General features: G+C 64.8%; 19 protein-coding genes, 1 tRNA gene and 1 pseudogene. 3 read left to right on the top strand and 18 right to left on the bottom strand.

Annotation, left to right across the window (positions count from 1 at the left end):
- The 4 genes and pseudogenes from ccmB to MVF76_RS05900 all read right to left on the bottom strand — a co-directional run bounded on the left by ccmB (position 1) and on the right by MVF76_RS05900 (position 2306).
- Positions 1-684, bottom strand: a complete 684-nt coding sequence (ccmB, locus tag MVF76_RS05915) for a heme exporter protein CcmB (protein WP_297527871.1) — start codon at positions 682-684, stop codon at positions 1-3.
- Positions 681-1310, bottom strand: coding sequence for a cytochrome c biogenesis heme-transporting ATPase CcmA (gene ccmA / locus MVF76_RS05910; RefSeq protein ID WP_297527870.1), 630 nt, complete (start codon positions 1308-1310; stop codon positions 681-683). Before ccmA ends, ccmB begins: the two co-directional genes overlap by 4 nt.
- Before the next feature lie 111 nt (positions 1311-1421).
- Positions 1422-1592, bottom strand: a pseudogene (locus MVF76_RS05905) (leucine zipper domain-containing protein); the annotation flags it as partial.
- Positions 1593-1757: 165 nt separating this feature from the next.
- A complete protein-coding gene (locus MVF76_RS05900; RefSeq protein WP_297527869.1) occupies positions 1758-2306 on the bottom strand; it encodes a LapD/MoxY N-terminal periplasmic domain-containing protein in 549 nt (182 codons plus the stop codon).
- A gap of 280 nt (positions 2307-2586) precedes the next feature.
- On the opposite strand from MVF76_RS05900, the gene MVF76_RS05895 reads away from it, so the two are divergent.
- Complete coding sequence (locus MVF76_RS05895) at positions 2587-3507, top strand: cation diffusion facilitator family transporter (RefSeq protein WP_297527868.1); 921 nt, start codon at positions 2587-2589, stop codon at positions 3505-3507.
- A 32-nt stretch (positions 3508-3539) separates the two neighbouring features.
- Here the strand turns inward: MVF76_RS05895 and MVF76_RS05890 are convergent, their stop codons facing one another.
- The 3 genes from MVF76_RS05890 to MVF76_RS05880 form a co-directional block, all read right to left on the bottom strand.
- The gene (locus tag MVF76_RS05890; RefSeq protein WP_297527867.1) at positions 3540-3911 is read right to left on the bottom strand and encodes a TusE/DsrC/DsvC family sulfur relay protein; all 372 of its coding nucleotides are present in this window, start codon (positions 3909-3911) and stop codon (positions 3540-3542) included.
- 106 nt (positions 3912-4017) lie between these two features.
- Positions 4018-4404, bottom strand: a complete 387-nt coding sequence (locus MVF76_RS05885; protein ID WP_297527866.1) for a DUF3775 domain-containing protein — start codon at positions 4402-4404, stop codon at positions 4018-4020.
- Positions 4405-4617: 213 nt separating this feature from the next.
- Positions 4618-6084, bottom strand: coding sequence for a multicopper oxidase family protein (locus tag MVF76_RS05880; protein ID WP_297527865.1), 1467 nt, complete (start codon positions 6082-6084; stop codon positions 4618-4620).
- A 292-nt stretch (positions 6085-6376) separates the two neighbouring features.
- Here MVF76_RS05880 and MVF76_RS05875 point away from each other — a divergent pair, with 292 nt between their 5' ends.
- Together MVF76_RS05875 and MVF76_RS05870 are read left to right on the top strand one after the other, a co-directional pair.
- The gene (locus tag MVF76_RS05875) at positions 6377-7063 is read left to right on the top strand and encodes a Crp/Fnr family transcriptional regulator (RefSeq protein WP_297527864.1); all 687 of its coding nucleotides are present in this window, start codon (positions 6377-6379) and stop codon (positions 7061-7063) included.
- A 109-nt stretch (positions 7064-7172) separates the two neighbouring features.
- Positions 7173-9767, top strand: a complete 2595-nt coding sequence (locus MVF76_RS05870) for an EAL domain-containing protein (RefSeq protein ID WP_297527863.1) — start codon at positions 7173-7175, stop codon at positions 9765-9767.
- A gap of 128 nt (positions 9768-9895) precedes the next feature.
- Here the strand turns inward: MVF76_RS05870 and MVF76_RS05865 are convergent.
- From MVF76_RS05865 to nuoF, 11 genes are all read right to left on the bottom strand, one after another.
- A tRNA-Met gene (locus tag MVF76_RS05865) sits at positions 9896-9972 on the bottom strand.
- 116 nt (positions 9973-10088) lie between these two features.
- On the bottom strand, positions 10089-10421 hold the full coding sequence (locus MVF76_RS05860; protein ID WP_297527862.1) for a DUF2818 family protein: 333 nt from the start codon (positions 10419-10421) through the stop codon (positions 10089-10091).
- Positions 10422-10439: 18 nt separating this feature from the next.
- Positions 10440-11894: an NADH-quinone oxidoreductase subunit NuoN gene (nuoN, locus tag MVF76_RS05855; RefSeq protein ID WP_297527861.1), complete on the bottom strand. Its 1455-nt coding sequence runs from the start codon at positions 11892-11894 to the stop codon at positions 10440-10442.
- Positions 11895-12148: 254 nt separating this feature from the next.
- The gene (locus MVF76_RS05850) at positions 12149-13663 is read right to left on the bottom strand and encodes an NADH-quinone oxidoreductase subunit M (RefSeq protein WP_297527860.1); all 1515 of its coding nucleotides are present in this window, start codon (positions 13661-13663) and stop codon (positions 12149-12151) included.
- Positions 13664-13693: 30 nt separating this feature from the next.
- Positions 13694-15682 (bottom strand): NADH-quinone oxidoreductase subunit L, encoded by a 1989-nt coding sequence (gene nuoL / locus MVF76_RS05845; RefSeq protein ID WP_297527859.1) that lies wholly within the window; start codon positions 15680-15682, stop codon positions 13694-13696.
- Positions 15683-15686: 4 nt separating this feature from the next.
- Positions 15687-15992, bottom strand: a complete 306-nt coding sequence (nuoK, locus tag MVF76_RS05840; RefSeq protein ID WP_297527858.1) for an NADH-quinone oxidoreductase subunit NuoK — start codon at positions 15990-15992, stop codon at positions 15687-15689.
- A complete protein-coding gene (locus MVF76_RS05835; protein WP_297527857.1) occupies positions 15989-16612 on the bottom strand; it encodes an NADH-quinone oxidoreductase subunit J in 624 nt (207 codons plus the stop codon). Before MVF76_RS05835 ends, nuoK begins: the two co-directional genes overlap by 4 nt.
- Before the next feature lie 14 nt (positions 16613-16626).
- The gene (nuoI, locus tag MVF76_RS05830; protein WP_297527856.1) at positions 16627-17115 is read right to left on the bottom strand and encodes an NADH-quinone oxidoreductase subunit NuoI; all 489 of its coding nucleotides are present in this window, start codon (positions 17113-17115) and stop codon (positions 16627-16629) included.
- Positions 17116-17146: 31 nt separating this feature from the next.
- Positions 17147-18091 (bottom strand): NADH-quinone oxidoreductase subunit NuoH, encoded by a 945-nt coding sequence (nuoH, locus tag MVF76_RS05825; protein WP_411293547.1) that lies wholly within the window; start codon positions 18089-18091, stop codon positions 17147-17149.
- Between the two features lie 112 nt (positions 18092-18203).
- Complete coding sequence (nuoG, locus tag MVF76_RS05820) at positions 18204-20615, bottom strand: NADH-quinone oxidoreductase subunit NuoG (RefSeq protein WP_297527854.1); 2412 nt, start codon at positions 20613-20615, stop codon at positions 18204-18206.
- The gene (nuoF, locus tag MVF76_RS05815; RefSeq protein ID WP_297527853.1) at positions 20612-21910 is read right to left on the bottom strand and encodes an NADH-quinone oxidoreductase subunit NuoF; all 1299 of its coding nucleotides are present in this window, start codon (positions 21908-21910) and stop codon (positions 20612-20614) included. The genes nuoG and nuoF overlap by 4 nt, the downstream gene beginning before the upstream one ends.
- Positions 21911-21912: the final 2 nt, after the last annotated feature.

The raw sequence follows: 21912 nt of genomic DNA, 5'->3' as shown, positions 1-21912 counted from the left end.
TCAGTTCACCCCCAGCCTCAGGGCGCCGGCGATCGGCCAGGGCGCCAGCACCAGCCCCGCACTCAACAGGGCTCCCAGCAGCAGCAGCGGCCCCTCGGCCGACAGACCGTTCAGACTCGCCTGCACCGCCTGGGTTCCGAAGATCAGCACGGGCACATGCAGGGGCAGCACCAGCAGCGCCACCAGCACACCGCCACGGCGCAGGCCGACGGTGAGCGCCGCCCCGATGGCCCCAGTCAGGCTCAACACCGGCGTACCGAGCAACAGCGCCAGCATCAGCACGCCGGTGGCATTCGCCGGCAGCTGCATCAGCAGCGCGAGCAGCGGCGAGGTCAGCAGCAGCGGCAAGCCACTGGCCAGCCAGTGGGCCAGCACCTTGGCGAGCACCAGCAGCGCGAGCGGTTGCGGCGCAAGCAGGAGCTGATCCAGCGCCCCGTCTTGCAGATCGGCGCGAAACAGGCCGTCCAGCGACAACAGCATGGCCAGCAATGCAGCCACCCAGATGACCCCGGCGCCCAGTTCCCGCAACTGCTCCGGCTGGCCACCGGTGCCGAGCGCGAACAGGGTCACCACCAGCACGAAGAAGAACACCGGGTTCAGCAGTTCGCTGCCCCGTCGCCACTGCACCAGCAGGTCGCGGCGCAGCAGCGTGACGAACACGGACCCGAGCGGGGCCTGGTTCATGCCGTCCCTCCCAGTTCCAGCCAGTGCAGACCCGGCAGCGCGAGGTCGTGATGCGCGGTCAATACCAGGGTTCCGCCCCGCTCCAGGTGTTGCGCCAGACAGCCGCTCAGCCAGGCCACGCCCTCACGGTCGAGGCTGGTAAAGGGCTCGTCGAGCACCCAGAGCGCAGCCGGTCGCAGCAGCAGTCGTGCCAGTGCCAGTCGCCGGCGCTGCCCCGCGGACAGCCGGCGCGCCGGCACTTCGCGGCAGGCGGCGAGCCCGGCAGCAGCCAGCGCGGCATCCACCGCAGCCACGGAAGGCGGCGCAAGACCGGAAGGCAGGCGCAGGTTTTCCGCGGCGGTGAGCTCGCCCTTCACGCCGTCGCGATGACCGACATGAACCAGGCTGCCGCGATGCCGGGCCGGGTGGCCGATGGCGTGACCCTGCCAGCGAACCTCCCCGGCCTCCGGTGGCAGCAGACCGCACAGAATTCGCAGCAGCGAGGTCTTGCCGCAGCCGTTGCGGCCACGGATCGCCAGTGCCTCGCCGGGCCGCACGGCCAGGTTCAGCCCCTCGAACAGGACGCGTTCATTGCGAATGCAGCACAGGTCGCGAGCCTCCAGGACGGCGGCAGCGGGGGTCGACAAGATGGCGGGCCTCTCCGGATTGCTACTGGAGCCCCATCCTACAGAATTTGTCCGTGAGGTGTTTGATCCGCGTCATGCCAGACAGGATGTCTTGGCCCATCCATCCCCAACAGGCGTGGCGTGGGGGCAGCTTGCAGGGCGGGCGCTGCGGCCTTGCTGGCCCGAGGGCCCTTCCTCGCGGAACCGCGGGAGCCACTTGTAGACGGTACGGGCGCTGACACCCATGGCCTGAGCGAACTCGGCAGGTCGAAGTCCCTCTTCCAGCACGCGTTTCACCAGCAGGGCTCGATCGTAGCCGGGTTAATATTGAGACTTGCATAAAAGTTACGGGTCATCCTGTCGCCCGGATGAAGGTCCGAAGGGCCGGAATCCGGGAAAGCGCGGCCTGTTCCCGGATTTCGCTTCGCTCCATCCGGCTGCGAAAACCTCAAGGCGTTTATGTAATCCTCAATAACCCGCGCGCAGCGGCCGCAGCAGGGCATGAATGCCGAGCACGCCCACCAGTCCGATGCCGAAGGCCATGAGCACAAACGGGTAGAGCATGCGCGAGGCCACCCGCCACAACTGGCGATAGGCATAGCCAGGACGGCTCTTGACGTAGACCACCGCGGCCAGGTTCCAGCCATCCATGACATGCGCGCCGGCCGCCGGCGGGTCCAGCGGCACGAGGCGTTGCAGCCAGTCCGGCACGCCTTCCGGCGCCATGCCCGCCTCGCGCTCGATAAGCACGTCGCCGTCGATGGATACCACCCGGATCGCGCTGTAGTAGCCACGATCGAAAATGGTGTCGATCATGGCATTCATGGTCGCAAAATCGCGCCCGGCCATGTGTGGCGTCAGCGACAGCCCCAGCAAGGTCGCTGTATCCCGGGCCTGCGCCTCGAGCTGTTCGACCAGGAAGGCGCGGGTGCTGTAGACATTGATCGCCAGCGTGCCGAAGAACATCAGCACACTCATCAGCGCCACGATCAGAGCCAGTTGTCGGTAAAGCGTCATGTCGTCATCTCCGGCGCGACCTCTCCGCTGCCGCCTGTTCTCGCTGCCGGCGCGTTGAAGTAACGGTTCTGCGCCCCGCTTCCGCCCTCGCCTCGCCGGATGCATCCTGAACACGACATATTGGGTTTCCGGGTTACTATCCGACCCTATCGGCAGACGGAACGGGATATTCAGCGGAAATTTCGGACTCGGTGGTCGGGTTCGGAAACGGGCCAGCTACCGGGAAGCGGCTCGATACCCGGCTGACAGCCGTCGCCATCGGTGGCAAGATGGCGCGGCCATGCACAGCGATCATGCCCATCATCACCAGGAAGCCGCTGAACGCCCGCTGTTGCAGGCGCTGCTGCTGACCGGCAGCTTCATGATCATCGAATTCGTCGGTGGCCTCTGGTCCGGATCGCTGGCACTGATCGCCGACGCCGGGCACATGCTCACCGACACCGCTGCACTGGCCCTGGCCTGGGCCGGCGCCCGTCTCGCCCGCCGTCCCGCCGATCACCTGCGTTCCTACGGCTATCACCGCGTGCAGGTGCTTGCCGCCCTCGTGAACGGGCTCGGATTTCTGCTGCTGGTGGTCTGGATCGGGATCGAGGCCTGGCGGCGCCTGCAGCAGCCGGTGGAAATTCTCGGCGGCCCCATGCTGGCAGTTGCCGTCATCGGCCTGCTGGTCAACCTGGTTGCTCTCCGCCTGCTGCATGGCGGCCACGAACACGACCTCAACCGCCGGGCCGCCGTGCTGCATGTGCTTGGCGACCTGCTCGGTTCGGTTGCCGCCATCGCGGCCGCCGGTGTCATCCTGCTTACCGGATGGACGCCGATCGACCCCCTGCTGTCGGTGTTCGTGACCCTGCTGATCGCCGCCAATGCCGTGCGTGTCGTGCGCCAGTCCGCCCACATCCTGCTGGAAGGCACGCCGCCGGACATTGACATCGACCTCATCCGCGAAACACTCGTAGAGGCTCTGCCCAGCGTGACCGGGATCCACCACGTGCACGTCTGGTCACTCAGCCCCACCCGCCAGCTCATGACCCTGCACGTCACCGTCTCCGATCTAGGTGACTACGAACGGACCCTGACCGGCATCCACCGCACCCTGGCCGAGCACTTCGGCATCGAGCACGCCACCGTCCAGATCGAAACCGGCACCTGTGCCGCGCCGCACGCCGCGCCCCCGAGCACGACAAAGCCCCCGCCCGGCTGAACCGGACGAGGGCTTGCGGAGACGCAACCGGCTCAGGCGACGGTTCCAAACGAGGGATCGGTGGCGTCGTGAGGCTCGGGCACACCGGCAATGTAACTGCCCTGGTGCACGGGCCCGTTGGGGAACAGGCGGTACAGGTACTTCAGCCCGCCCTCGGCCGCCCACTTCTCCGCCAGGATGGGGTGCAGGTCACGGGCATGCTCGACCTGACCCTTTTCGTGGAAACGCTCGCGCAGGAACTTCACCACCTCCCAGTGGGCGTCGGTGAGTTCGTTGATGCCCACCTCGCTGGCGCGGGCGGCCGCGATGTCACGGTCCCAGGGTTCCACCATGTCGGCATGAGGATGAATGCCGAGCACCTTTTCCTCGACTTCGTGGATTTTTTCGAGATCGTCGTTCGACATCTTCTGATACTCCTTTCTGCTGGGTGCTGCTCGTGACTGACCAGTACTTTCTCGCCTCCCATAATGGGGGCCGGCTCGCCCCGTTCCAAGCCCCGCCCGGCATCCGTCAGGAGGCGCAGTCGTAGCCGAACTCGGCCAGTCCCTCCTGCAGGTGGTCGGCAAGATAGGGGTGGGCGATCAGGTACTCGGCCGTGTGCTCGGTCCAGTTGTCCTCTGCCTCGGCCAGCGCGGCTTCCCACTCGTCGGCGCTGAAATCCCCGCGGCCGACCCACATGAGTGCGACCACGGCCTGCTGCTGGTCCGGCTCGAGGTCGTCGACGGCCGCCTTGAACTCCTGCAGGGTGCTGTCGTCGACGTGATCGGCCAACACCTGCAGGCCCCAGTCGTCCGTGGGGTTGTCGGGCACCTCGGGCAGGACTACGGCCTCCTTGCTGTGGAAGACGCGGGCCCGCTCGATCAGGAAACAGACGATTTCGGGGTTGATGTCCAGCATGCTGGCGCCTCCTGACCGATATTGTGGTCCATTGTGGTCCGGCCGTCACGATTGTCCATGACCTGGGTCATGGCCGGGATCGCGCGAGGACAGGACGGCAGACAAAAAGAAAGCCGCCACCGCCATCCAATGGCAGGGCGGCGAAGGACGCCGCAGTGGCAGGAGGTGGTGCCGCCACCGCGGCGCCGGGCTGGCTCTGGTGTAATGCCCTGGCTACTCCACCACGATGAACTGGGTCATCATGGCATGGTCCTCGTGCTCGAGGATGTGGCAGTGCATCATGTAGGCGGTGGTAATGTCGTTGGGATCGCCCACATAGTCGTCGAAGCGGCCGATGACCCGCACGGTCGCCATCGGCGGCACCTGGAAGGTATCCTTCCAGCCGGCGTCATGGGCCGCCGGCGGGCGGCCGTTGATGTCGAGAATCTGCCACATGATGTCGTGGATGTGGACCGGATGCATCATGCCGGTGCGATTGACCAGCTCCCAGATCTCGGTGGTACCGAGTCGCGGATAGGCGTCCACGCGATGCTCGTCGTAGGGCAGCCCGTTGATCACCCAGGGCATGGGTCCACCCGCCATGCCGAACACCCAGCGCCGGGTCTGAACGGCGGCGGCGGGATCCAGGCGCTCGATGGGTCGCAACACCTCGGGAATGACGCTGCCGTCGTCGGCGGCCGTCGCCACATCGAAGCGCATGATCTGGGCCGTGCTTCCCGAACCGGCGGTGTTCTGGAGCACGATCTGGCTGCCCACGGGGGCGTTGCTGAAATCGATGATCACGTCGAGACGCTCGGCCGGTGCAATGCTCAGACTGCTGCGCACCACCGGGGCCGGCAACAGGCCACCGTCGGAGCCGATCTGCACGAAGCTCGCGCCGTTGCTGAGCACCAGATTGTAGGAACGGGCGTTCGAGCCATTGAGGATGCGCACCCGGTACTTGCGGGTGGACACCTCGAAATAGGGATAGGGCACGCCATTGACCAGGATGGTGTCGCCCAGCTCGCCCATGATGTTGTCGCTGTAGACCAGGGAGCCGTCACTGGCGAATGTGCGGTCCTGGATGACGATGGCGATTTCCTGGTCACCGGCGGGCAGGCCCAGCGACCGCTCGTAGTCATCGGAAATCAGATAGAAGCCGGCGAGTCCCGCATAGACCTGGTCACCGGTGAAGTCCATGGTATGGTCGTGATACCAGAGCGTGGCCGGCAACTGCTTGTTTGAATAGACGTATTCTCGGGTATCACCGGGATTGACATAGTCCACCGGATGACCGTCGTCACCCGCGCGCATGTGGCCGCCGTGCAGGTGCGTGGTGGTGCGGACGTTGCTGTTGTTGGTGTGGCGCATCGCCACCTCCCGGTCGGCGTCCACCACCATGGTGGGTCCCGGGGTCATGCCGTTGTAGCCCAGAATCGCCGTCTGGGTACCGGGCACGATCTCGACGGTGGCATTTTCCTGGGTGAGCGCGTAGGTATCCCGCGTGGCCGTCGATTCGACCGGCTGCAGGACCGGTGGAATGTAGAGGGGCTGCTCGAACACGGGCACATCCAGGCCACCACCGGCGCCGCCGCCCCCCATGCGGCCGCCGCCTCCCATGCCGGTCAGGCCCGTCCTGGGCAGAATGATGGCCGGGGCCGCAACGCCCACCGATTTCAGAAAGTCTCTGCGTGTCGTCATGTTTTTCTCCCCCATGGTGGTTTTCTGTCCCTCTGTGCCGCGGGCAGTCGCTCGCTTCCCCGACGCAGCAGAGGGATGCTGTGAAGATTGCCTGGCACCGCCCCCTGCCGTAATCTCGTTACAGGGACGCCGCCCAGGCCACAACATCTGCCTGCGCATGCGATGCAGGCCGCTTCAGGCTAGTCCCGACCCCGATGCCCGTCAGTAACCAGGATATGTAACAAAACACACATAAGCGGGCCGGCGTTTCGCCGTACCATGGGGGGTGCAAGACTCAGGGGAGGGAGGCATCGTGCAAGACAGCCGCCAACCGATCGATCAGTTGTGGGCCTGTTACCCCGAGCTGGGGCAGATTCCGGAGCAGGACGTCCGGGAGATCTTTGCGTCATCACGAACAGTGGACATGCCGGCCGGTGTCCAGCTCCTCCGGGAATCCGAGCCCTGCCGTCAGATCATGTGGTTGCTGGGGGGCAGGGTGCGGGTCTTCAAGCATTCCCCCGAAGGCCGCGAGATCACCCTGTACCGGGTCGAGCCCGGCGATCTGTGCGTGCTCAGTCTCCACTGCCTGTTCACGGGCGAGGGGTTTCCGGCGGAGGCACGCAGCGAAAGTCCTGTTGCCGGCCTGGTACTGAGCCAGCAGGCCATCGACCGGGCCCTCGACGAATGCCGCGGCTTCCGCCGCTACATCCTGGCCCTGCTTTCGCGCCGGATGAGCGAGATGGTCGATCTGGTGGCCGAGGTCAGCTTCAACCGGCTGGAACTGCGCCTGGCCTGTCTGCTGGGGCAGTTTTTCGAACGCTCGGCGGGCGCGCCGCTCAAGGTCACCCACATCCAGCTCGCCCGGGAAATCGGTACCACCCGCGAGATGGTGAGCCGCATCCTCAAGAATCTCGAACACAAGGGCTGCATCCGGCTCCGCCGCGGCGAGATCCACCTGCTGTCCGAAGAGGCACTCGACTGGTTCAGCCGGTCCGCCTGAGGCGGCGCCGCCCACGCCCCGCCGTTTCCCGGCCGAAATACCTGCGTCTTGTGGATATCCGCACCGGATTTGCCTATGCTAGCGCGAGATACCGCGGCTGGAGAGATCCGTGCAGGACCGTTGTTCGGCAGCGCCCGCGGCGCAGCACCCGGTTACCTTCAACAAGCGTTTCCTGGGCAACATCCTGCTGGCGTGGGTGGTCCCGCCCGTTTTTGGCCTCTCCTTCCTGCTCTTCATCCACCTGTTCACCCCGGCCCAGATTGTCCGCATCCTGACCACGCCGCTGGAGCCGGCCTTCATCGTCGCCAGCCTGGTCTTCGCGCTGGCCTATTTCGCCGCCTACATCCGGCCCGTCCGCGACTACCTGGCGGCGCCCGACCCGGCGCGCGGCCGGCAAGCGCTGGAGTGCATGCGCCGCTTTCCCGTGCATTTCTGGGGGGTATTCCTGTCCTACCTGCTGCTGGCCCCGGCCTCGGTCATGCTGGCCGCCATCTGGTATGCCGACTTCGCGCCCCAACCGGTGGACTGGTTCCGCATTCATCTCGTGGCCCTGATCGTCTCCATCATCGTGGGCCTGCCCATCTTCTTCCGGGTGCTGGACCTGTTCGGCCAGGCGCTCGGCGGGCTGCGCCTGGAACGGCCGCACGTCACCCTCAAGGCCAAGGTGTTCCTGATCGGCGCCCTGGTGCCCCTGCTGATCGATACCACCCTGGTACAGTACTACTGGACCCGCACCGGCTTCTTCAGCGGCGAGACCTTCGCGATGTGGGTGCTGCTGGAGCTGATCGCCATCGCCGGCAGCCTGTTGTTCGTGCAGAGCTTCGGCCAGTCGCTCGCTCCCCTGCAGGCGGTGATCGAGTCGGGCGCGCATCTGCATCCCGACACCCGCATCCCGGATGCCCGTTCCACCGACGAACTGGGCGTGCTGGCCCAGGATTTTCGCGTGCTGTTGGAGGAACGACGCGAGCTGGAGGAGACCCTGCAACGCGAGAAGGAACTGGCCCAGGTCACCCTGGCTTCCATAGGCGACGGCGTCATCACCACCGACATCCAGGGCCGTATCCGCTTTCTCAACCCCGTCGCCGAATATCTGACGGGCTGGAAACTGGAGCAGGCGCGCAACCAGCCCTTGACCCGGGTGTTCCGGATCGTCAACGAACTCACCCACCGCCCGGCCGCCGATCCCGTTGCCCGCTGTCTGCGCGAAGGTCGCGTCGTCGGGCTGGCCAATCACACCGTCCTGATCCGCAACGACGGCCGCGAATTCGCCATCGAGGACTCGGCCGCCCCCATCCGTGACCCCAGCGGCGAGGTGGTGGGCGTGGTGCTGGTGTTCCATGACGTCACCAAGGCCCGCGAAATGGCCAACCGCCTGAGCTGGCAGGCCAGTCACGACGCCCTTACCGGCCTGTTCAACCGCATGGCCTTCGAGGAACGCCTGCGGCAGCTCGTGCGCTACCCCGAACACCCCACCGGAGACGACCGCCACACCCTGCTCTACATCGACCTCGACCAGTTCAAGGTGGTCAACGACATCGCCGGCCATGTCGCCGGCGACGAGATGCTGCGCCAGATCAGCGGCCTCATGCTTCAGCAGGTCCGGGACACCGACATGCTGGCCCGGCTGGGCGGCGACGAGTTCGGCGTCATCCTCACCCACTGCGACCTGGACCATGCCAAGCGGGTCGCGGACAACGTCCACCAGTGTCTCGACGAGTTCAAGTTCGGGTGGGACGGCCGGGTGTTCCGGGTCGGGGCCAGCATCGGGCTGCTCGAATTCCGCCCCGGCGAGATCTCGCTCACCGATCTGATGAGCGCCGCCGACCTGGCCTGCTATTCGGCCAAGCATGCCGGCCGGCGCCGCACCCATGTCTACCATGTCGACGACGTGCACATGCAGCGCCATCGCCACGACATGGACTGGGCGGCACGCATCAACGACGCCGTCGAATCCGACCAGTTGCTGCTCTACGGCCAGCGCATCCGGCGTCTTGGCGAGGACGAGGACGTGAACGCCCCCCTGTCCTTCGAGGTCCTGGTGCGGCTGCGCGGCGACAGCGATGACGGCGAGCCGATTGCCGCCGGCGTCTTCCTGCCTGCCGCCGAGCGCTTCGATCTGATCAACATCGTCGATCGCTGGATCATCGCAAGAACCTTCTCGATCATCGCCGACTGCATCGCAGCCCACGGCAGCGGGCGGATCGGCCACTGCGCCATCAATCTCTCCGGCGCCACCCTCGGCGACGAGAGCCTGCTGCCCTTCATCAAGTCCCAGCTCAGCCTGCACGACCTGCCCGGAGAGATCTTCTGTTTCGAGATCACGGAAACCGCCGCCATCTCCAACTTCCAGGCCGCTCTGCGTTTCATCCACGATTTGCGCGCCATGGGCTGCCGCTTCGCCCTCGACGACTTCGGCTCCGGCCTGTCTTCCTTCTCCTATCTGAGAAACCTGCCGGTGGACTACCTCAAGATCGACGGCACCTTCGTGCGCGGCATCGCCACTGATCCGGTGAACCGGAGCCTGGTCGGCAACATCAACGACATTGGGCACCTCCTTGGCAAAAAGACCATCGCCGAATATGCCGAGGACGCCGGCACCCTGGACGTCCTGAACGAGCTGGGCGTGGACTTCGCCCAGGGCTTCGGCATCCACCGGCCCGAACCCCTGGACCAGCTGCTCACCTGCGCCAACCGTCCGCGATGAAACCGGAACCCGATGCCGCGCCCGCCTGCCCGCCGTTTTTCTGCAACAGCGTGGGCCGGGCGCAGGGTCACAATATGGCACAAAAAAACGCCCGCAAAATGCAAGGCGTTCTTTTTAAAGGGGGAATTTGGTAGCGGGGGCAGGATTTGAACCTGCGACCTTCGGGTTATGAGCCCGACGAGCTGCCAGACTGCTCCACCCCGCATCAGAAGAGTGGCAGATTCTAATGATCCGGCGGCGCGATTTCAAGCCCTGCCACGAATTCTGGATTGTTTTCGGAAGTTCCTGAAAATCCGGCCCCGTTTCGACGGCCGCGCGGCCTCAGCGCCGGCGCCGGGCGGCCCGGTCGAGATGCCCCTTGAGGTCGTAGCGGTATATGAACCCCGGCAGCGCGAACACCAGGAACAGGCTCAGGGTGACGGCATAGAACTCCCAGTCCTGATCGTGAATTTCGCCGAAGGTCTTCTGTTCGAGCCCCAGCGCGATCCCCCCCACCAGAAAGTAGAGCAGAAACCATTCGAGCAGGCGCAGCCAGGGCCCCTTCTCCCCGCCCGGGGGCTGGAAAACAAAGAAAAGGCGTTCGGAGAGCCAGGGCAGATTGGCCGCCACGAAGGCGATCAGCACCAGCAGCAGTGCCGCAGTCGAGAGATCCATGTAGGGATTCTACCAGACTCAGGTACCCGGAATGGCGGCCATGCAGACCGCCATGAGGGTGCCGGGGAACAGGCCCAGCCAGAGCACGGCAAGGCCGTTGACGCTGATGACGAAGCGCGGCTCCGCGGCCACCGCCAGGGGACCGGCCTCGGCCGGATCATCGAAGTACATCAGCTTGACCAGTCGCAGGTAATAGAAGGCACCGATGATCGAGAAGACCACGGCGACCAGGGCCAGCCAGACCATGTCGACGTTGATGACCGCCTGCAGCACCGCCAGCTTGGCATAGAAGCCGACCGTGGGTGGCACCCCGGCCATGGAGAACATGAGCACCAGCATCATGAACGCCAGCCAGGGGCTGCGCTGGTTCAGCCCGCGGTAGTCGTCCAGCGCCTCGGCCTCGAAGCCGGCGCGGCTGAGCAGCACCACCATGCCGAAGCCGCCGGCGGCCATCAGTGCGTAGGTCACGGCGTAAAAGAGGGCCGACCCGTAGCCATCCGGCGTGCCGGCCAGCAGGCCCAGCATCAGGAAACCGACATGGGAGATGGTCGAATAGGCCAGCATGCGCTTGATGTTGGTCTGGGCGATGGCCACGACATTGCCGATGAACAGCGACAGCACGGCGAGTATGGCCAGCATGCCGCCCCAGTCGGCCTGCATGGGCCCGTTGGCCTCGGCCAGCAGCCGCATGGCCATGGCGAAGGCGGCAATCTTGGGCGCGCTGCCGATGTAGAGGGTGACGCTGCTCGGCGCGCCCTGATACACGTCCGGAACCCACATGTGGAAGGGCACGGCGCCCAGCTTGAAGGCGACGCCGATGACGATGAACACCAGTCCGAAGGCCAGCGCCACCCGCGCCCCGGTGTCGGTCGCCTCGCGGATGCCCTGCGCCACGCCCTCCAGATCGATGGACCCGGTGACGCCATAGAGAATGGACATGCCATAGAGCAGCAGACCGGAGGCCATGGCGCCGAGCACGAAATACTTCATTGCGGCCTCCGAGGCCGCGGCGGAATCCCGCTGAAAGGCGACCAGCGCATACAGCGACAGCGCCAGCAGCTCAAGGCCGAGATAGAGGGTGAGCAGGCTGTGGGCGGAGATCAACACCATCATGCCCAGCACGCCGAACAGGCCCAACACATAGTATTCGCCCTTGAACAGCGCCCGGTCCTTCAGATAGCTGCGACTGTAGGCGAACACGCCGAGGGTAACGATGAAGATGGCCGACTTGGACAGCGCGGCCAGCGGATCGGCGACGAAGGTGCCGAACATGGCCAGGGTCCGCGTCTCATAGGCCTCGGTCATGCCCACGATGGCCAGCGCACCGACCAGGGTGAGCTGGCTCAGCCAATAGCTGACGATACGGACCCGGTCGCTGAGAAAGAGATCCAGCACCAGAATGAAACAGGCCGCGGACAGCACGAAAATCTCGGCAGCCAGCGGGGCGAATTCGGGCATCACGAAGGCAGTCATCGGCGCACCTAGCCCGAAAGTTGCACGAAGCTGTCGGATGGATGTGCGTCTGGCGTGTTCGAGCGTGCCGCTCTGGAGCGAGAAGCGTAGCCATCGCTACGGTTCGAGCGAAGAGCGGTGCGATCGGGCGCGCCAGGCGTGCAGACGCCGGCAGAGCGGTGCGGAAACAAACCGCTACCCGCAAATTTACGAGAAATATTCCTTATAACCATCGGTTTACCTCAACCTTTCAGCGGCTTCGTGCAATTTTCGGGCTAGAGTTTCGATACCAGCACGTGGGCCAGCAGGTTCTCCAGCGATGCACGCATTACGTCGATCAGCGGCGCCGGCCAGAGTCCAAAGAAGAGAACCGCGGCCGCCAGTGTGGCCAGAATGAGGAATTCACGGCGGTTGATGTCGGTGAGCGCCGCCACCTGTTCGTTCGCGACCGCACCGAACACCACCCGCTTGACCAGCCACAGGCTGTAGGCCGCGCCGAGGATGAGCGTGGTGCCGGCCAGCGCGGCAAACCAGAAGTTGGCCTTGAAGCTGGCCAGTATGACCATGAACTCGCCGACGAAGCCGGAGGTGCCGGGCAGGCCGGAGTTGGCCATGGCGAAGAGCACCATGAAGGCGCCGAAGATCGGCATGGTGTTCACCACGCCGCCATAGTCCTTGATCATTCGGGTATGCATGCGGTCATAGAGCACGCCCACGCAGAGGAACAGGGCACCCGAGATGAAGCCGTGCGAGATCATCTGCACCATGCCGCCCTCCAGCCCCAGCACCGCGCCCTGGGTGCTCCCGGTCTGCTCCACGATAGTGAACACGATGAAGAACCCCAGGGTCACGAAACCCATGTGCGCGATCGAGGAATAGGCGATCAGCTTCTTCATGTCCTGCTGCACGATGGCAACGAAGCCGATGTAGACCACGGCGATCAGTGACAACGCGATGACCAGCCAGTCCAGGCTCATGCTGGCATCCGGCGTGATCGGCAGGCTGAAGCGCAGAAAGCCGTAGCCACCGATCTTGAGCATGATGGCCGCCAGGATGACCGAGCCACCCGTGGGCGCTTCCACGTGCGCGTCCGGCAGCCAGGTATGCACCGGCCACATGGGCACCTTGACGGCGAAGGCCAGCAGGAAGGCGAGGAAGATCAGAATCTGCTCGGTCATGCCCAGCTTCAGGGCATGGAAGTCCAGGATGCCGAAGCTGCCCGACTGGTAGTACATGTAGATCAGCGCCACCAGCATGAACACCGAACCGAAGAAGGTGTAGAGGAAGAACTTGATGGTGGCATAGACCCGGCGCGGCCCGCCCCAGATGCCGATGATCAGGAACATCGGGATCAGCATCCCTTCCCAGAATACATAGAAGAGCACCGCATCCAGAGCCGAGAAGACGCCAATCATCAGGCCTTCCATGATCAGGAAGGCGGCCATGTACTGGGCGGTACGCGTCCTGATGACCTCCCAGCCGGCGATCACCACCAGCACGGTGGTAAAGGTGGTCAGCAGGATGAGCGGCATGGAGATACCGTCCACGCCGAGGTGGTAGTTGGCGTTGAAGGCGCTGATCCAGGGGCTGAACTCCTGGAACTGCATGTCCGCCGTGCTCGGGTCGAACCAGGTGTACAGCGGGATGCTGAGCAGGAAGGTCAGCACCGAGAACAGCAGCGCCATACTGCGCGCGCCCCAGGGCTCGCGGTCGCCGACGGCCAGGGTCACGATGCCACCGACAATCGGCAGCCAGATGAGCAGTGTCAGAAGGGGCAGTTCAAGCTGCATGCGAAAAAACCTGTCTCCAGTTCAGTGCCGTCAACGCAGAAAGACCGCCCAGCTGAGCAGGGCCAGCAGGCCGAGGATCATGGTAAATGCGTAGTGATACAGATAACCGGTCTGCACCCGGCGGATGATGCCTGCGGCCCAGCCCACCATGCGCGCGCTGCCATTGACGATGAATCCGTCTATGAAGAGACGGTCGCCGAGGTTCCACAATGCATGACCGAGCCCACGCGCACCGCCCGCGAACAGCCGCTGGTAGAGCTCGTCGACGTAATACTTGTTGACCAGCATGCGATAGATCGGGCCGGCCGCCCTCGCAGCCCTGTCGGCCAGCGCCGGGTTCTTCATGTAGACATACCAGGCCACCACCACACCCGACAGGGCCAGGTAGAAGACCGGGCTGGACACGGCATGCAGCGCAAAGGCTACCGGCCCATGGTAGATCTCGCCCAGCGCAGCCAGGGTATCGTGCTCGGGCAGCACCCGGATGGCACCGGCGAAATAGTCCCCGAACAATACCGGCCCCATGACATAGCCGGCCGCGATCGACGGAATGGCCAGCAGCACCAGCGGCAGGGTGACCACCCACGGACTCTCGCGCAGATGCTCGCGGGTATGGGCGTCCATGCGCGGCTCGCCGTGGAAGACGAGGAAATACATGCGGAAGCTGTACAGGGCAGTCACGAACACCCCGGCCAGCACCGCGGCGTAGGCGAACCCGGATCCGGCGAGCTGTGACTGCTGCACCGCCATGATGATGCTGTCCTTGGAATAGTAGCCTGCAAAGAAGGGGGTGCCGATCAGGGCCAGGGAGCCGATCAGCGAGGTGATCCAGGTGACCGGCATGTAGCGCCGCAGCCCGCCCATGTGACGCATGTCCTGATCGTGGTGCATGGCAATGATGACCGAGCCGGCACCCAGGAACAGCAGCGCCTTGAAGAAGGCATGGGTCATGAGATGGAAAATGCCGGCGGCGTAGGCGGAGGCACCGAGCGCCACTGTCATGTAGCCGAGCTGGGACAGCGTCGAGTAGGCGATGACACGCTTGATGTCGTGCTGCACCAGGCCCAGGAAGCCCATGAACAGCGCGGTGATGGCACCGATGACCATGACCAGGCTCAGCGCCACCTCCGACAGCTCGTAGAGCGGGGACATGCGCGCCACCATGAAGATGCCGGCGGTGACCATGGTGGCGGCATGGATCAGGGCCGATATGGGCGTCGGGCCTTCCATGGAATCGGGCAGCCACACGTGCAGGGGCACCTGGGCGGACTTGCCCATGGCACCGACGAACAGCAGGATGCAGATCACCGTGAGCACCGACCAGGCATGGCCGTCGAAGATCTCCATGGTCAGCCCGGTCGCCCCGGGCGCGGCCGCGAACACGTCCCAGTAGTCGAGGCTGCCGAAGTACATCAGCACCGCGCCGATACCCAGCAGGAAACCGAAGTCGCCTACCCGGTTGACCAGAAAGGCCTTGAGGTTGGCGAAGATGGCGGTCGGCCGGGTCGACCAGAAACCGATCAGCAGGTAGGACACCAGGCCCACGGCCTCCCAGCCGAAGAACAGCTGGAGGAAGTTGTTCGACATCACCAGCATCAGCATGGAGAAGGTGAACAGGGCGATGTAGCTGAAGAATCGCTGATAGCTGTTGCGTCCGGCCAGGCTGTCCTTCGGCCAGTTGTGCTCGTCGTCGGCCATGTAGCCGATGGTGTAGATGTGCACCATCAGCGAGACGAAGGTCACCACCCCCATCATCAGCACCGTGAGCCGGTCGATCAGGAAGCCGACCTCGAAACGGATGCCATCGGCGACCATCCAGGTATAGACGGTCTCGTTGTAGGCCGGCGCGCCATCCAGCACATGATGCTTGAAGGCATACAGGGACAGGGCGAAGGCAATGGCCACGCCGGTGATGGTGACCGTATGCGCACCGCGGCGACCGATGGTGCCGCCGAACAGGCCGGCAATGATCGAGCCGATCAGGGGCGCTAGGGGAATGGCGAGATAGAGCTGTTCCATGGCGCTACCCCTTCATGCTGTCCAGGTTGCCGACATTGATGGTCCTGCGGTTGCGGAACAGCACCACCAGGATCGCCAGCCCGATGGCCGCCTCGGCCGCCGCCACCGTGAGGATGAAAAACACGAACACCTGTCCGGCCGTGTCGCCCAGGAAGTGGGAGAAGGCGATGAAGTTCATGTTCACGGCCAGCAGCATGAGTTCGATGGCCATCAGCAGAATGATCAGGTTCTTCCGGTTGAGGAAGATGCCCGCAATGCTGAACCCGAACAGTATGGCCCCCAGGATGAGGTAATCCGAAAGTGTGATCACGAGCCCCCCTGCTCCCCCTGTTCACCCGGCTTCTGTGGCGCCATCCTGACCAGCCGCACCCGGTCTTCCCTGCGTACCCGGACCTGCTGGGCCGGATTCTGGTACCGGGTCTCCGGCCGGCGTCGCAGCGTCAGCGCAATGGCCGCGACGATGGCCACCAGCAGTATGACCGAGGCGATCTCGAACGGATATACATAATCGGTATAGAGCACGCTGCCCAGCTCGCGGGTGTTGCTGTAGTCCGCGGGCTTCGGTACCGGTGCGGGCATTTCATCGAAATACCTGGCACCGACCACGACCACCAGCTCGACCAGCATCAGGATGGCAATCGGCAGGGCCACCGGCAGGTAGCGGGCAAAACCCTCCCGCAGCGGTGCCACGTTGATGTCCAGCATCATGACCACGAACAGGAACAGCACCATCACCGCACCCACGTATACCAGTACCAGGGTGATGGCCAGAAACTCCGCTTCCAGCAACAGCCACAGCGCAGCGCTGCTGAAGAAGGCCAGTACCAGGTGCAGCACGGCATGCACCGGATTGCGCACGGTGATCACGCGGAAGGCCGCGTACACCGTAATGGCCGCAAAGAAATAGAAGATCAGCTTCTCGAAACTCATGTACTCCGCCACCTTCAGCGATAGGGTGCGTCCGCCGCGCGATCGGCGGCGATCTGGTCTTCGTACTTGTCACCGATGGCCAGCAGCTTTTCCTTGGTCATGATCTGCTGTCCCCTTTCCTCGAAGTGGTATTCGTACACCCGGGTCTCGACGATCGAGTCCACCGGGCAGGACTCCTCGCAAAAGCCGCAGAAGATGCACTTGAACAGGTCGATGTCATAGCGCGTGGTACGGCGGGTACCGTCCTCGCGCGGCGCCGCCTCGATGGTGATGGCCAGCGCCGGACAGACCGCCTCGCACAGCTTGCAGGCGATGCACCGCTCCTCGCCGTTGGGATAGCGGCGCAGCGCGTGCAGACCGCGGAAACGCGGAGACTGCGGTGTCTTTTCCTCCGGGTACTGCACCGTGATCTTGCGGGCGAACAGGTAACGCCCGGTCAGCCGCAGGCCCTGGATCAGTTCCCAGAGCAGCAGACTCTTGAAATAGTGCTTCAGGGCTTTCATTTCATTCGCTCCCGGAGTGCTCTGCGCATCCTCAGTCGAACCAGGGCCCTACCTTGGCCATGATGGCCACACCTTCCACCAGCAGCCAGATGATGGTGATGGGTATGAACACCTTCCAGCCCAGGCGCATGATCTGGTCGTAGCGGTAACGGGGAAAGGTCGCCCGGAACCACAGAAAGAAGAACAGGAAGAAGGCAGTCTTGGCCAGGAACCAGATGATGCTGGGCTCGCCGATAACCGGCAGCGGCTCGAAGGGCGACAGCCAGCCACCGGCGAACATGAGTGCAGTCAGGGCCGCAATCAGGATCATGTTGGCGTACTCGGCCAGGAAGAAGACCGCGAAGGTCATGCCCGAGTACTCGACATGGAAACCGGCGACGATCTCCGACTCGCCCTCGGCGACATCGAAGGGGGCGCGGTTGGTCTCGGCGACGCCGGAAATGAAATAGACCAGGAACAGCGGCAGCAGCGGCAGCCAGAACCAGTGCAAGACGCTGCCCTGCTGGGCCAGGACGATGTCATTGAGATTGAGACTACCCCCGGCCATCAGCACGCCCACCAGCGCGAAGCCCATGGCGATCTCGTAGGCCACGATCTGCGCGGCGGAACGCATCGCGCCCAGGAAGGCGTATTTCGAGTTCGAGGCCCAGCCGGCGATGATGACGCCGTAGACGCCCAGCGAGGTGAGTGCCAGGATGTAGAGCAGGCTGGCGTCGATGTCGGCCAGGATCATGCCGTTGTCGAAGGGAATCACCGCCCAGGCTGCGAGTGCCGGCCCAATGGCCAGCATCGGCGCAATGACGAACAGGTAGGGATTGGAGTTGCGCGGGACCACGATCTCCTTGGTCAGCAGCTTGACCGCGTCCGCGATGGGCTGCAGCCAGCCGCGCGGCCCCACCCGGTTAGGCCCGATGCGCACCTGGATATAGCCGATGATCTTGCGCTCGGCGAAGGTCAGGTAGGCGACCGCCAGCATCAGCGGCGCCACGATGGCCACGATCTTGACCAGGATCCAGAGGACATCGATCAGGGTTTCCACGCCACCTCCCCGACAGGTCGGCCCTCGACGCGCGACACGCGAACGGTTCTCACACCCATTTCAGTTCCACCCTCCCGTAGGCGGCGCCCAGATCGCCGGACCCCGCGGCACCCGAGGGAATCCAGGCCGAGCCGTCGGGCACGCGGTCATCGATGACCAGCTCCAGCAGGGCCTCGGCCTCGCCCTGGCGCACCCGCACGCGCCCGGCCTCGGCCAGTCCGAGCCGTGCCGCCTCCGCGGTATTGATCCGCACCCGCGCGGGTCCACCGTCGACATGCTGTTGCAGCGCCGTTGCGCGCCGCACCTGGGCATCGATCGCGTAGGGTGCGGGATCGCCGATGCGCTCCAGCCCTTCCCCATCGGCTTCTGTTGCAGATGCCGGCACCGAATCGGCGACGAAGCCGCCCGGCTGCAGCGAGAGATCGGCCACCTCGCCGCGCAGCTCGTCGCGCACGTCCTCGGAAGACACATAATCGAAACCCTGCAGCCCGAGCAGGTTGCCCAGCACCCGCAGCATCCGCCAGCCGGGGCGCGCGTCGCCACACGGCGGCACGCTGCCGGCAAAGCTCTGCCAGCGGCCCTCGACATTGACCAGGGTGCCCGACGTCTCGGCCAGCGGCGTGATCGGCAACAGGATGTCTGCGGTCTCCCGCAGTACCTCGGAATCCCAGGCGGTGCAGGCCACCACCAGTTCGGCGGTATCCAGCGCCTTGCGCACCGCACGGGCATCGGCGAAGTCGCCGTCGGGCTCGCAGCCGAACAACAGGTAGGCACGTCGTGGCGAATCGAGCATGGCCGCCGCATTGAGCCCCTTGCGGCCGGCCGGCGCACCACCTGCGGCGCGGTGCGGCACCGCGCCCGCAATCCAGGCACCGGCGGCATTGGCGCCATCCGTGAGCTGGCCCAGCGCGGCGCACGTAGTGCGGGCGATGAAGGCACCCAGCGCGTGCAGGTCCGCGGCCCGCGGATGCATCTGCGCACCAATGCCGAACAGCAGCTGGGGCCGTTCGGCACCGGTCAGCCGCTCGGCAATGGCGCGGGCCTCCGCGCCCACGGCATCCGGACCCGCGAGCGTGGCCAGCCCTTGCGGCAGTTCGACGCCCTTGAGTTCCGCGACGGCACGCGCCACGGCGGCCAGCGCCGGTACCATGCGCGAGGGCGGCACATGGATCGCCGCCGCCAGATCGAAGGTGAAGCCATAGTCGACCGGGTTGATGGCCATGATGGCCGCGCCCTCCAGCGCCGCCTTGCGCAGGCGATGGCCGATGATGGGCTGGTCCTTGCGCACGTTGCTGCCCACCAGCAGCACCGCATCCCGGGTCTCCAGATCGGCGATGGCGGTCCCGCCCAGGGACGGGAACAGGGGCGCGCGGTCGTCGTCCCGGAAGTCGGACTGGCGCAGCCGATGGTCGATGTTCGGGCAGCCGAGTCCCTCGGCGATGCGCGCCAGCAGACTCATCTCTTCCAGGGTCGCGGAGGGCGACACCAGGATGCCGAGTTCGTCCGCGGACACATCGACGAGCTTGCGCAGACGCTCTGCAGCCGCCGCCAGCGCATCCTCCCACTCGACTTCCCGCCAGCCCGAGTCGTCGCGCAGCATGGGCCTTTCGAGCCGGTCGCCGGAATTGATGCCCTCGTAACTGTAGCGGTCGCGATCGGACAGCCAGACCTCGTTGATGGCCTCGTTCTCCTGCGGCACGGCGCGCATCACCTCGCCCCGACGGGAATGCAGATAGAGGTTGGAACCGACGCAGTCGTGCGGCGAGACCACGGCATTCTGCACCAGCTCCCAGGCGCGGGCGCGGAAGCGGAAGGGCTTGGAGGTCAGGGCGCCGACCGGGCAGACGTCGATCACGTTGCCCGAGAGCTCCGAACCGATGGCATGCTCGACATAGGTGCCGATCTCGGTGTGCTCGCCGCGGCCAAGGCCGCCCAGCTCCTTGTAGCCGGCAATGTTCTCCAGGAAGCGAATGCAGCGCGTGCAATGAATGCAGCGCGTCATGTCGGTGGCGATCAGCGGACCGATGTTCTTGTCGGCCACCACCCGCTTGTCCTCGCTGAAGCGGGAGACATCGCGGCCGTAGCACAGGGCCACGTCCTGCAGCTCGCACTCTCCGCCCTGGTCGCAGATGGGACAGTCCAGCGGGTGATTGATGAGCAGGAATTCCATCACCGACTTCTGGGCATCCCGCGCATAGTCGGAGTCGGTCCACACCTTCATGCCGTCGGCCACCGGCGTCGCGCAGGCCGGCAGCGGCTTGGGCGCCTTCTCGACCTCCACCAGGCACATGCGGCAGTTGGCGGCAACGGGCAGCTTGGGGTGGTAGCAGAAACGCGGCACGGTGATGCCGTTGGCATCGGTGATCTCGATGACCATCTGGCCCTTGCGCGCCTGATAGGGCCTGCCGTTGATCTCGATGGTGACCAGATCCTCGGCCGGAATCTCGGGCTTGGCACTCATGCGGCTTCTCCCGATCCGGTCCGGTCATCGACCATGGAACGCTTGTGCTCGATGAGATATTCGAACTCGTGGCGGAAGTGCTTGAGGAAACTCTGTACCGGCCAGGCGGCGGCGTCACCGAAGGCACAGATGGTGCGACCTTCGATGTTGCCGGCCGCGCTCTCCAGCAGCTCCAGGTCTTCCGGACGTCCCTTGCCTTCGGCGATGCGCTTGATGACCCGGTACATCCAGCCGGTGCCTTCGCGGCAGGGAGTGCACTGGCCGCAGGATTCGGCGTAATAGAAACGGGAGATGCGCATCAGCGCACGCACCATGCAGGTGGAATCATCCATGACGATCATGCCGCCGGAGCCCAGCGCCGAGCCGGCCTGCGACAGCGAGTCGTAGTCCATGGTGCATTCCATGATCACATCGGCCGGCATCACCGGCATCGACGAACCACCGGGAATGACGGCCTTGAGCTTGCGCCCCTCGCGCACGCCACCGGCCATCTCCAGCAGCTCCGGGAAGGGCGTACCCAGGGGAATCTCATAGTTTCCGGGGCGGTTGACGTGACCGGAAACCGAGAAGATCTTTTCGCCGCCGTTGTTGGGCTTGCCCAGGTTCAGGAACCATTCGCCGCCGTTACGCATGATGGCGGGCACCGAGGCCAGGCTTTCGGTGTTGTTGATGGTGGTGGGCTTGCCGTACAGGCCGAAATTGGCCGGGAACGGTGGCTTGAAGCGTGGCTGACCCTTCTTGCCTTCCAGCGAATTCAGCAGCGCGGTTTCCTCGCCACAGATGTAGGCGCCGGCACCGAGATGCGCATACAGATCGAAGTCGACCCCGGACCCCAGGATATCCCTGCCCAGATAACCGGCCTCGTAGGCCTCCTTCAGGGCATGTTCGAAGCGCTCGAAGGGCTCGTGGTGGAACTCGCCCCGCAGATAATTGTAGCCGACGGTGGCACCGATGGCGTATCCGGCAATCGCCATGCCCTCGATGAGCGCATGCGGGTTGAAGCGCAGAATGTCGCGGTCCTTGCAGGTGCCCGGCTCCGACTCGTCGGAGTTGCAGACAATGTACTTTTGCACCGGCGCCGAGCGTGGCATGAAGCTCCACTTGACGCCGGTCGGAAAGCCCGCGCCCCCCCGGCCGCGCAGCCCCGACTTCTTCACCTCCTCGATGACGTCATCGGGAGAGATTTTCTCTTCCAGAATGCGCCGCCAGGCCTGGTAGCCCCCCACCTTGAGGTAGGTCTCGAGCGACCAGGGTTCGTCGTATTCCAGTGTCGTGAAGCAGACCTGATTGACCATGA

This window comes from Thiohalobacter sp. (assembly GCF_027000115.1).
In the GTDB taxonomy this organism is placed as follows: domain Bacteria; phylum Pseudomonadota; class Gammaproteobacteria; order Thiohalobacterales; family Thiohalobacteraceae; genus JALTON01.
The sequence above is the reverse complement of the archived record's forward strand: the minus strand, read 5'-3'. Positions and strand labels throughout refer to the sequence as shown.

What these genes read in the sequence shown, in the direction of transcription:
- MVF76_RS05860 (WP_297527862.1), bottom strand. Translation starts at nt 10,421, where the DNA reads ATGGATCTCTCGACTGCGGCACTGCTGCTGGTGCTGATCGCCTTCGTG.
- nuoL (WP_297527859.1), bottom strand. Translation starts at nt 15,682, where the DNA reads ATGGAACAGCTCTATCTCGCCATTCCCCTAGCGCCCCTGATCGGCTCG.
- MVF76_RS05895 (WP_297527868.1), top strand. Translation starts at nt 2,587, where the DNA reads ATGCACAGCGATCATGCCCATCATCACCAGGAAGCCGCTGAACGCCCG.
- nuoF (WP_297527853.1), bottom strand. Translation starts at nt 21,910, where the DNA reads ATGGTCAATCAGGTCTGCTTCACGACACTGGAATACGACGAACCCTGG.
- MVF76_RS05850 (WP_297527860.1), bottom strand. Translation starts at nt 13,663, where the DNA reads ATGCAGCTTGAACTGCCCCTTCTGACACTGCTCATCTGGCTGCCGATT.
- ccmB (WP_297527871.1), bottom strand. Translation starts at nt 684, where the DNA reads ATGAACCAGGCCCCGCTCGGGTCCGTGTTCGTCACGCTGCTGCGCCGC.
- MVF76_RS05835 (WP_297527857.1), bottom strand. Translation starts at nt 16,612, where the DNA reads ATGAGTTTCGAGAAGCTGATCTTCTATTTCTTTGCGGCCATTACGGTG.
- nuoG (WP_297527854.1), bottom strand. Translation starts at nt 20,615, where the DNA reads ATGAGTGCCAAGCCCGAGATTCCGGCCGAGGATCTGGTCACCATCGAG.
- MVF76_RS05900 (WP_297527869.1), bottom strand. Translation starts at nt 2,306, where the DNA reads ATGACGCTTTACCGACAACTGGCTCTGATCGTGGCGCTGATGAGTGTG.
- MVF76_RS05885 (WP_297527866.1), bottom strand. Translation starts at nt 4,404, where the DNA reads ATGCTGGACATCAACCCCGAAATCGTCTGTTTCCTGATCGAGCGGGCC.
- MVF76_RS05880 (WP_297527865.1), bottom strand. Translation starts at nt 6,084, where the DNA reads ATGACGACACGCAGAGACTTTCTGAAATCGGTGGGCGTTGCGGCCCCG.
- MVF76_RS05890 (WP_297527867.1), bottom strand. Translation starts at nt 3,911, where the DNA reads ATGTCGAACGACGATCTCGAAAAAATCCACGAAGTCGAGGAAAAGGTG.
- nuoN (WP_297527861.1), bottom strand. Translation starts at nt 11,894, where the DNA reads ATGACTGCCTTCGTGATGCCCGAATTCGCCCCGCTGGCTGCCGAGATT.
- nuoI (WP_297527856.1), bottom strand. Translation starts at nt 17,115, where the DNA reads ATGAAAGCCCTGAAGCACTATTTCAAGAGTCTGCTGCTCTGGGAACTG.
- nuoH (WP_411293547.1), bottom strand. Translation starts at nt 18,091, where the DNA reads ATGCTGGCGGTCGCCTACCTGACCTTCGCCGAGCGCAAGATCATCGGC.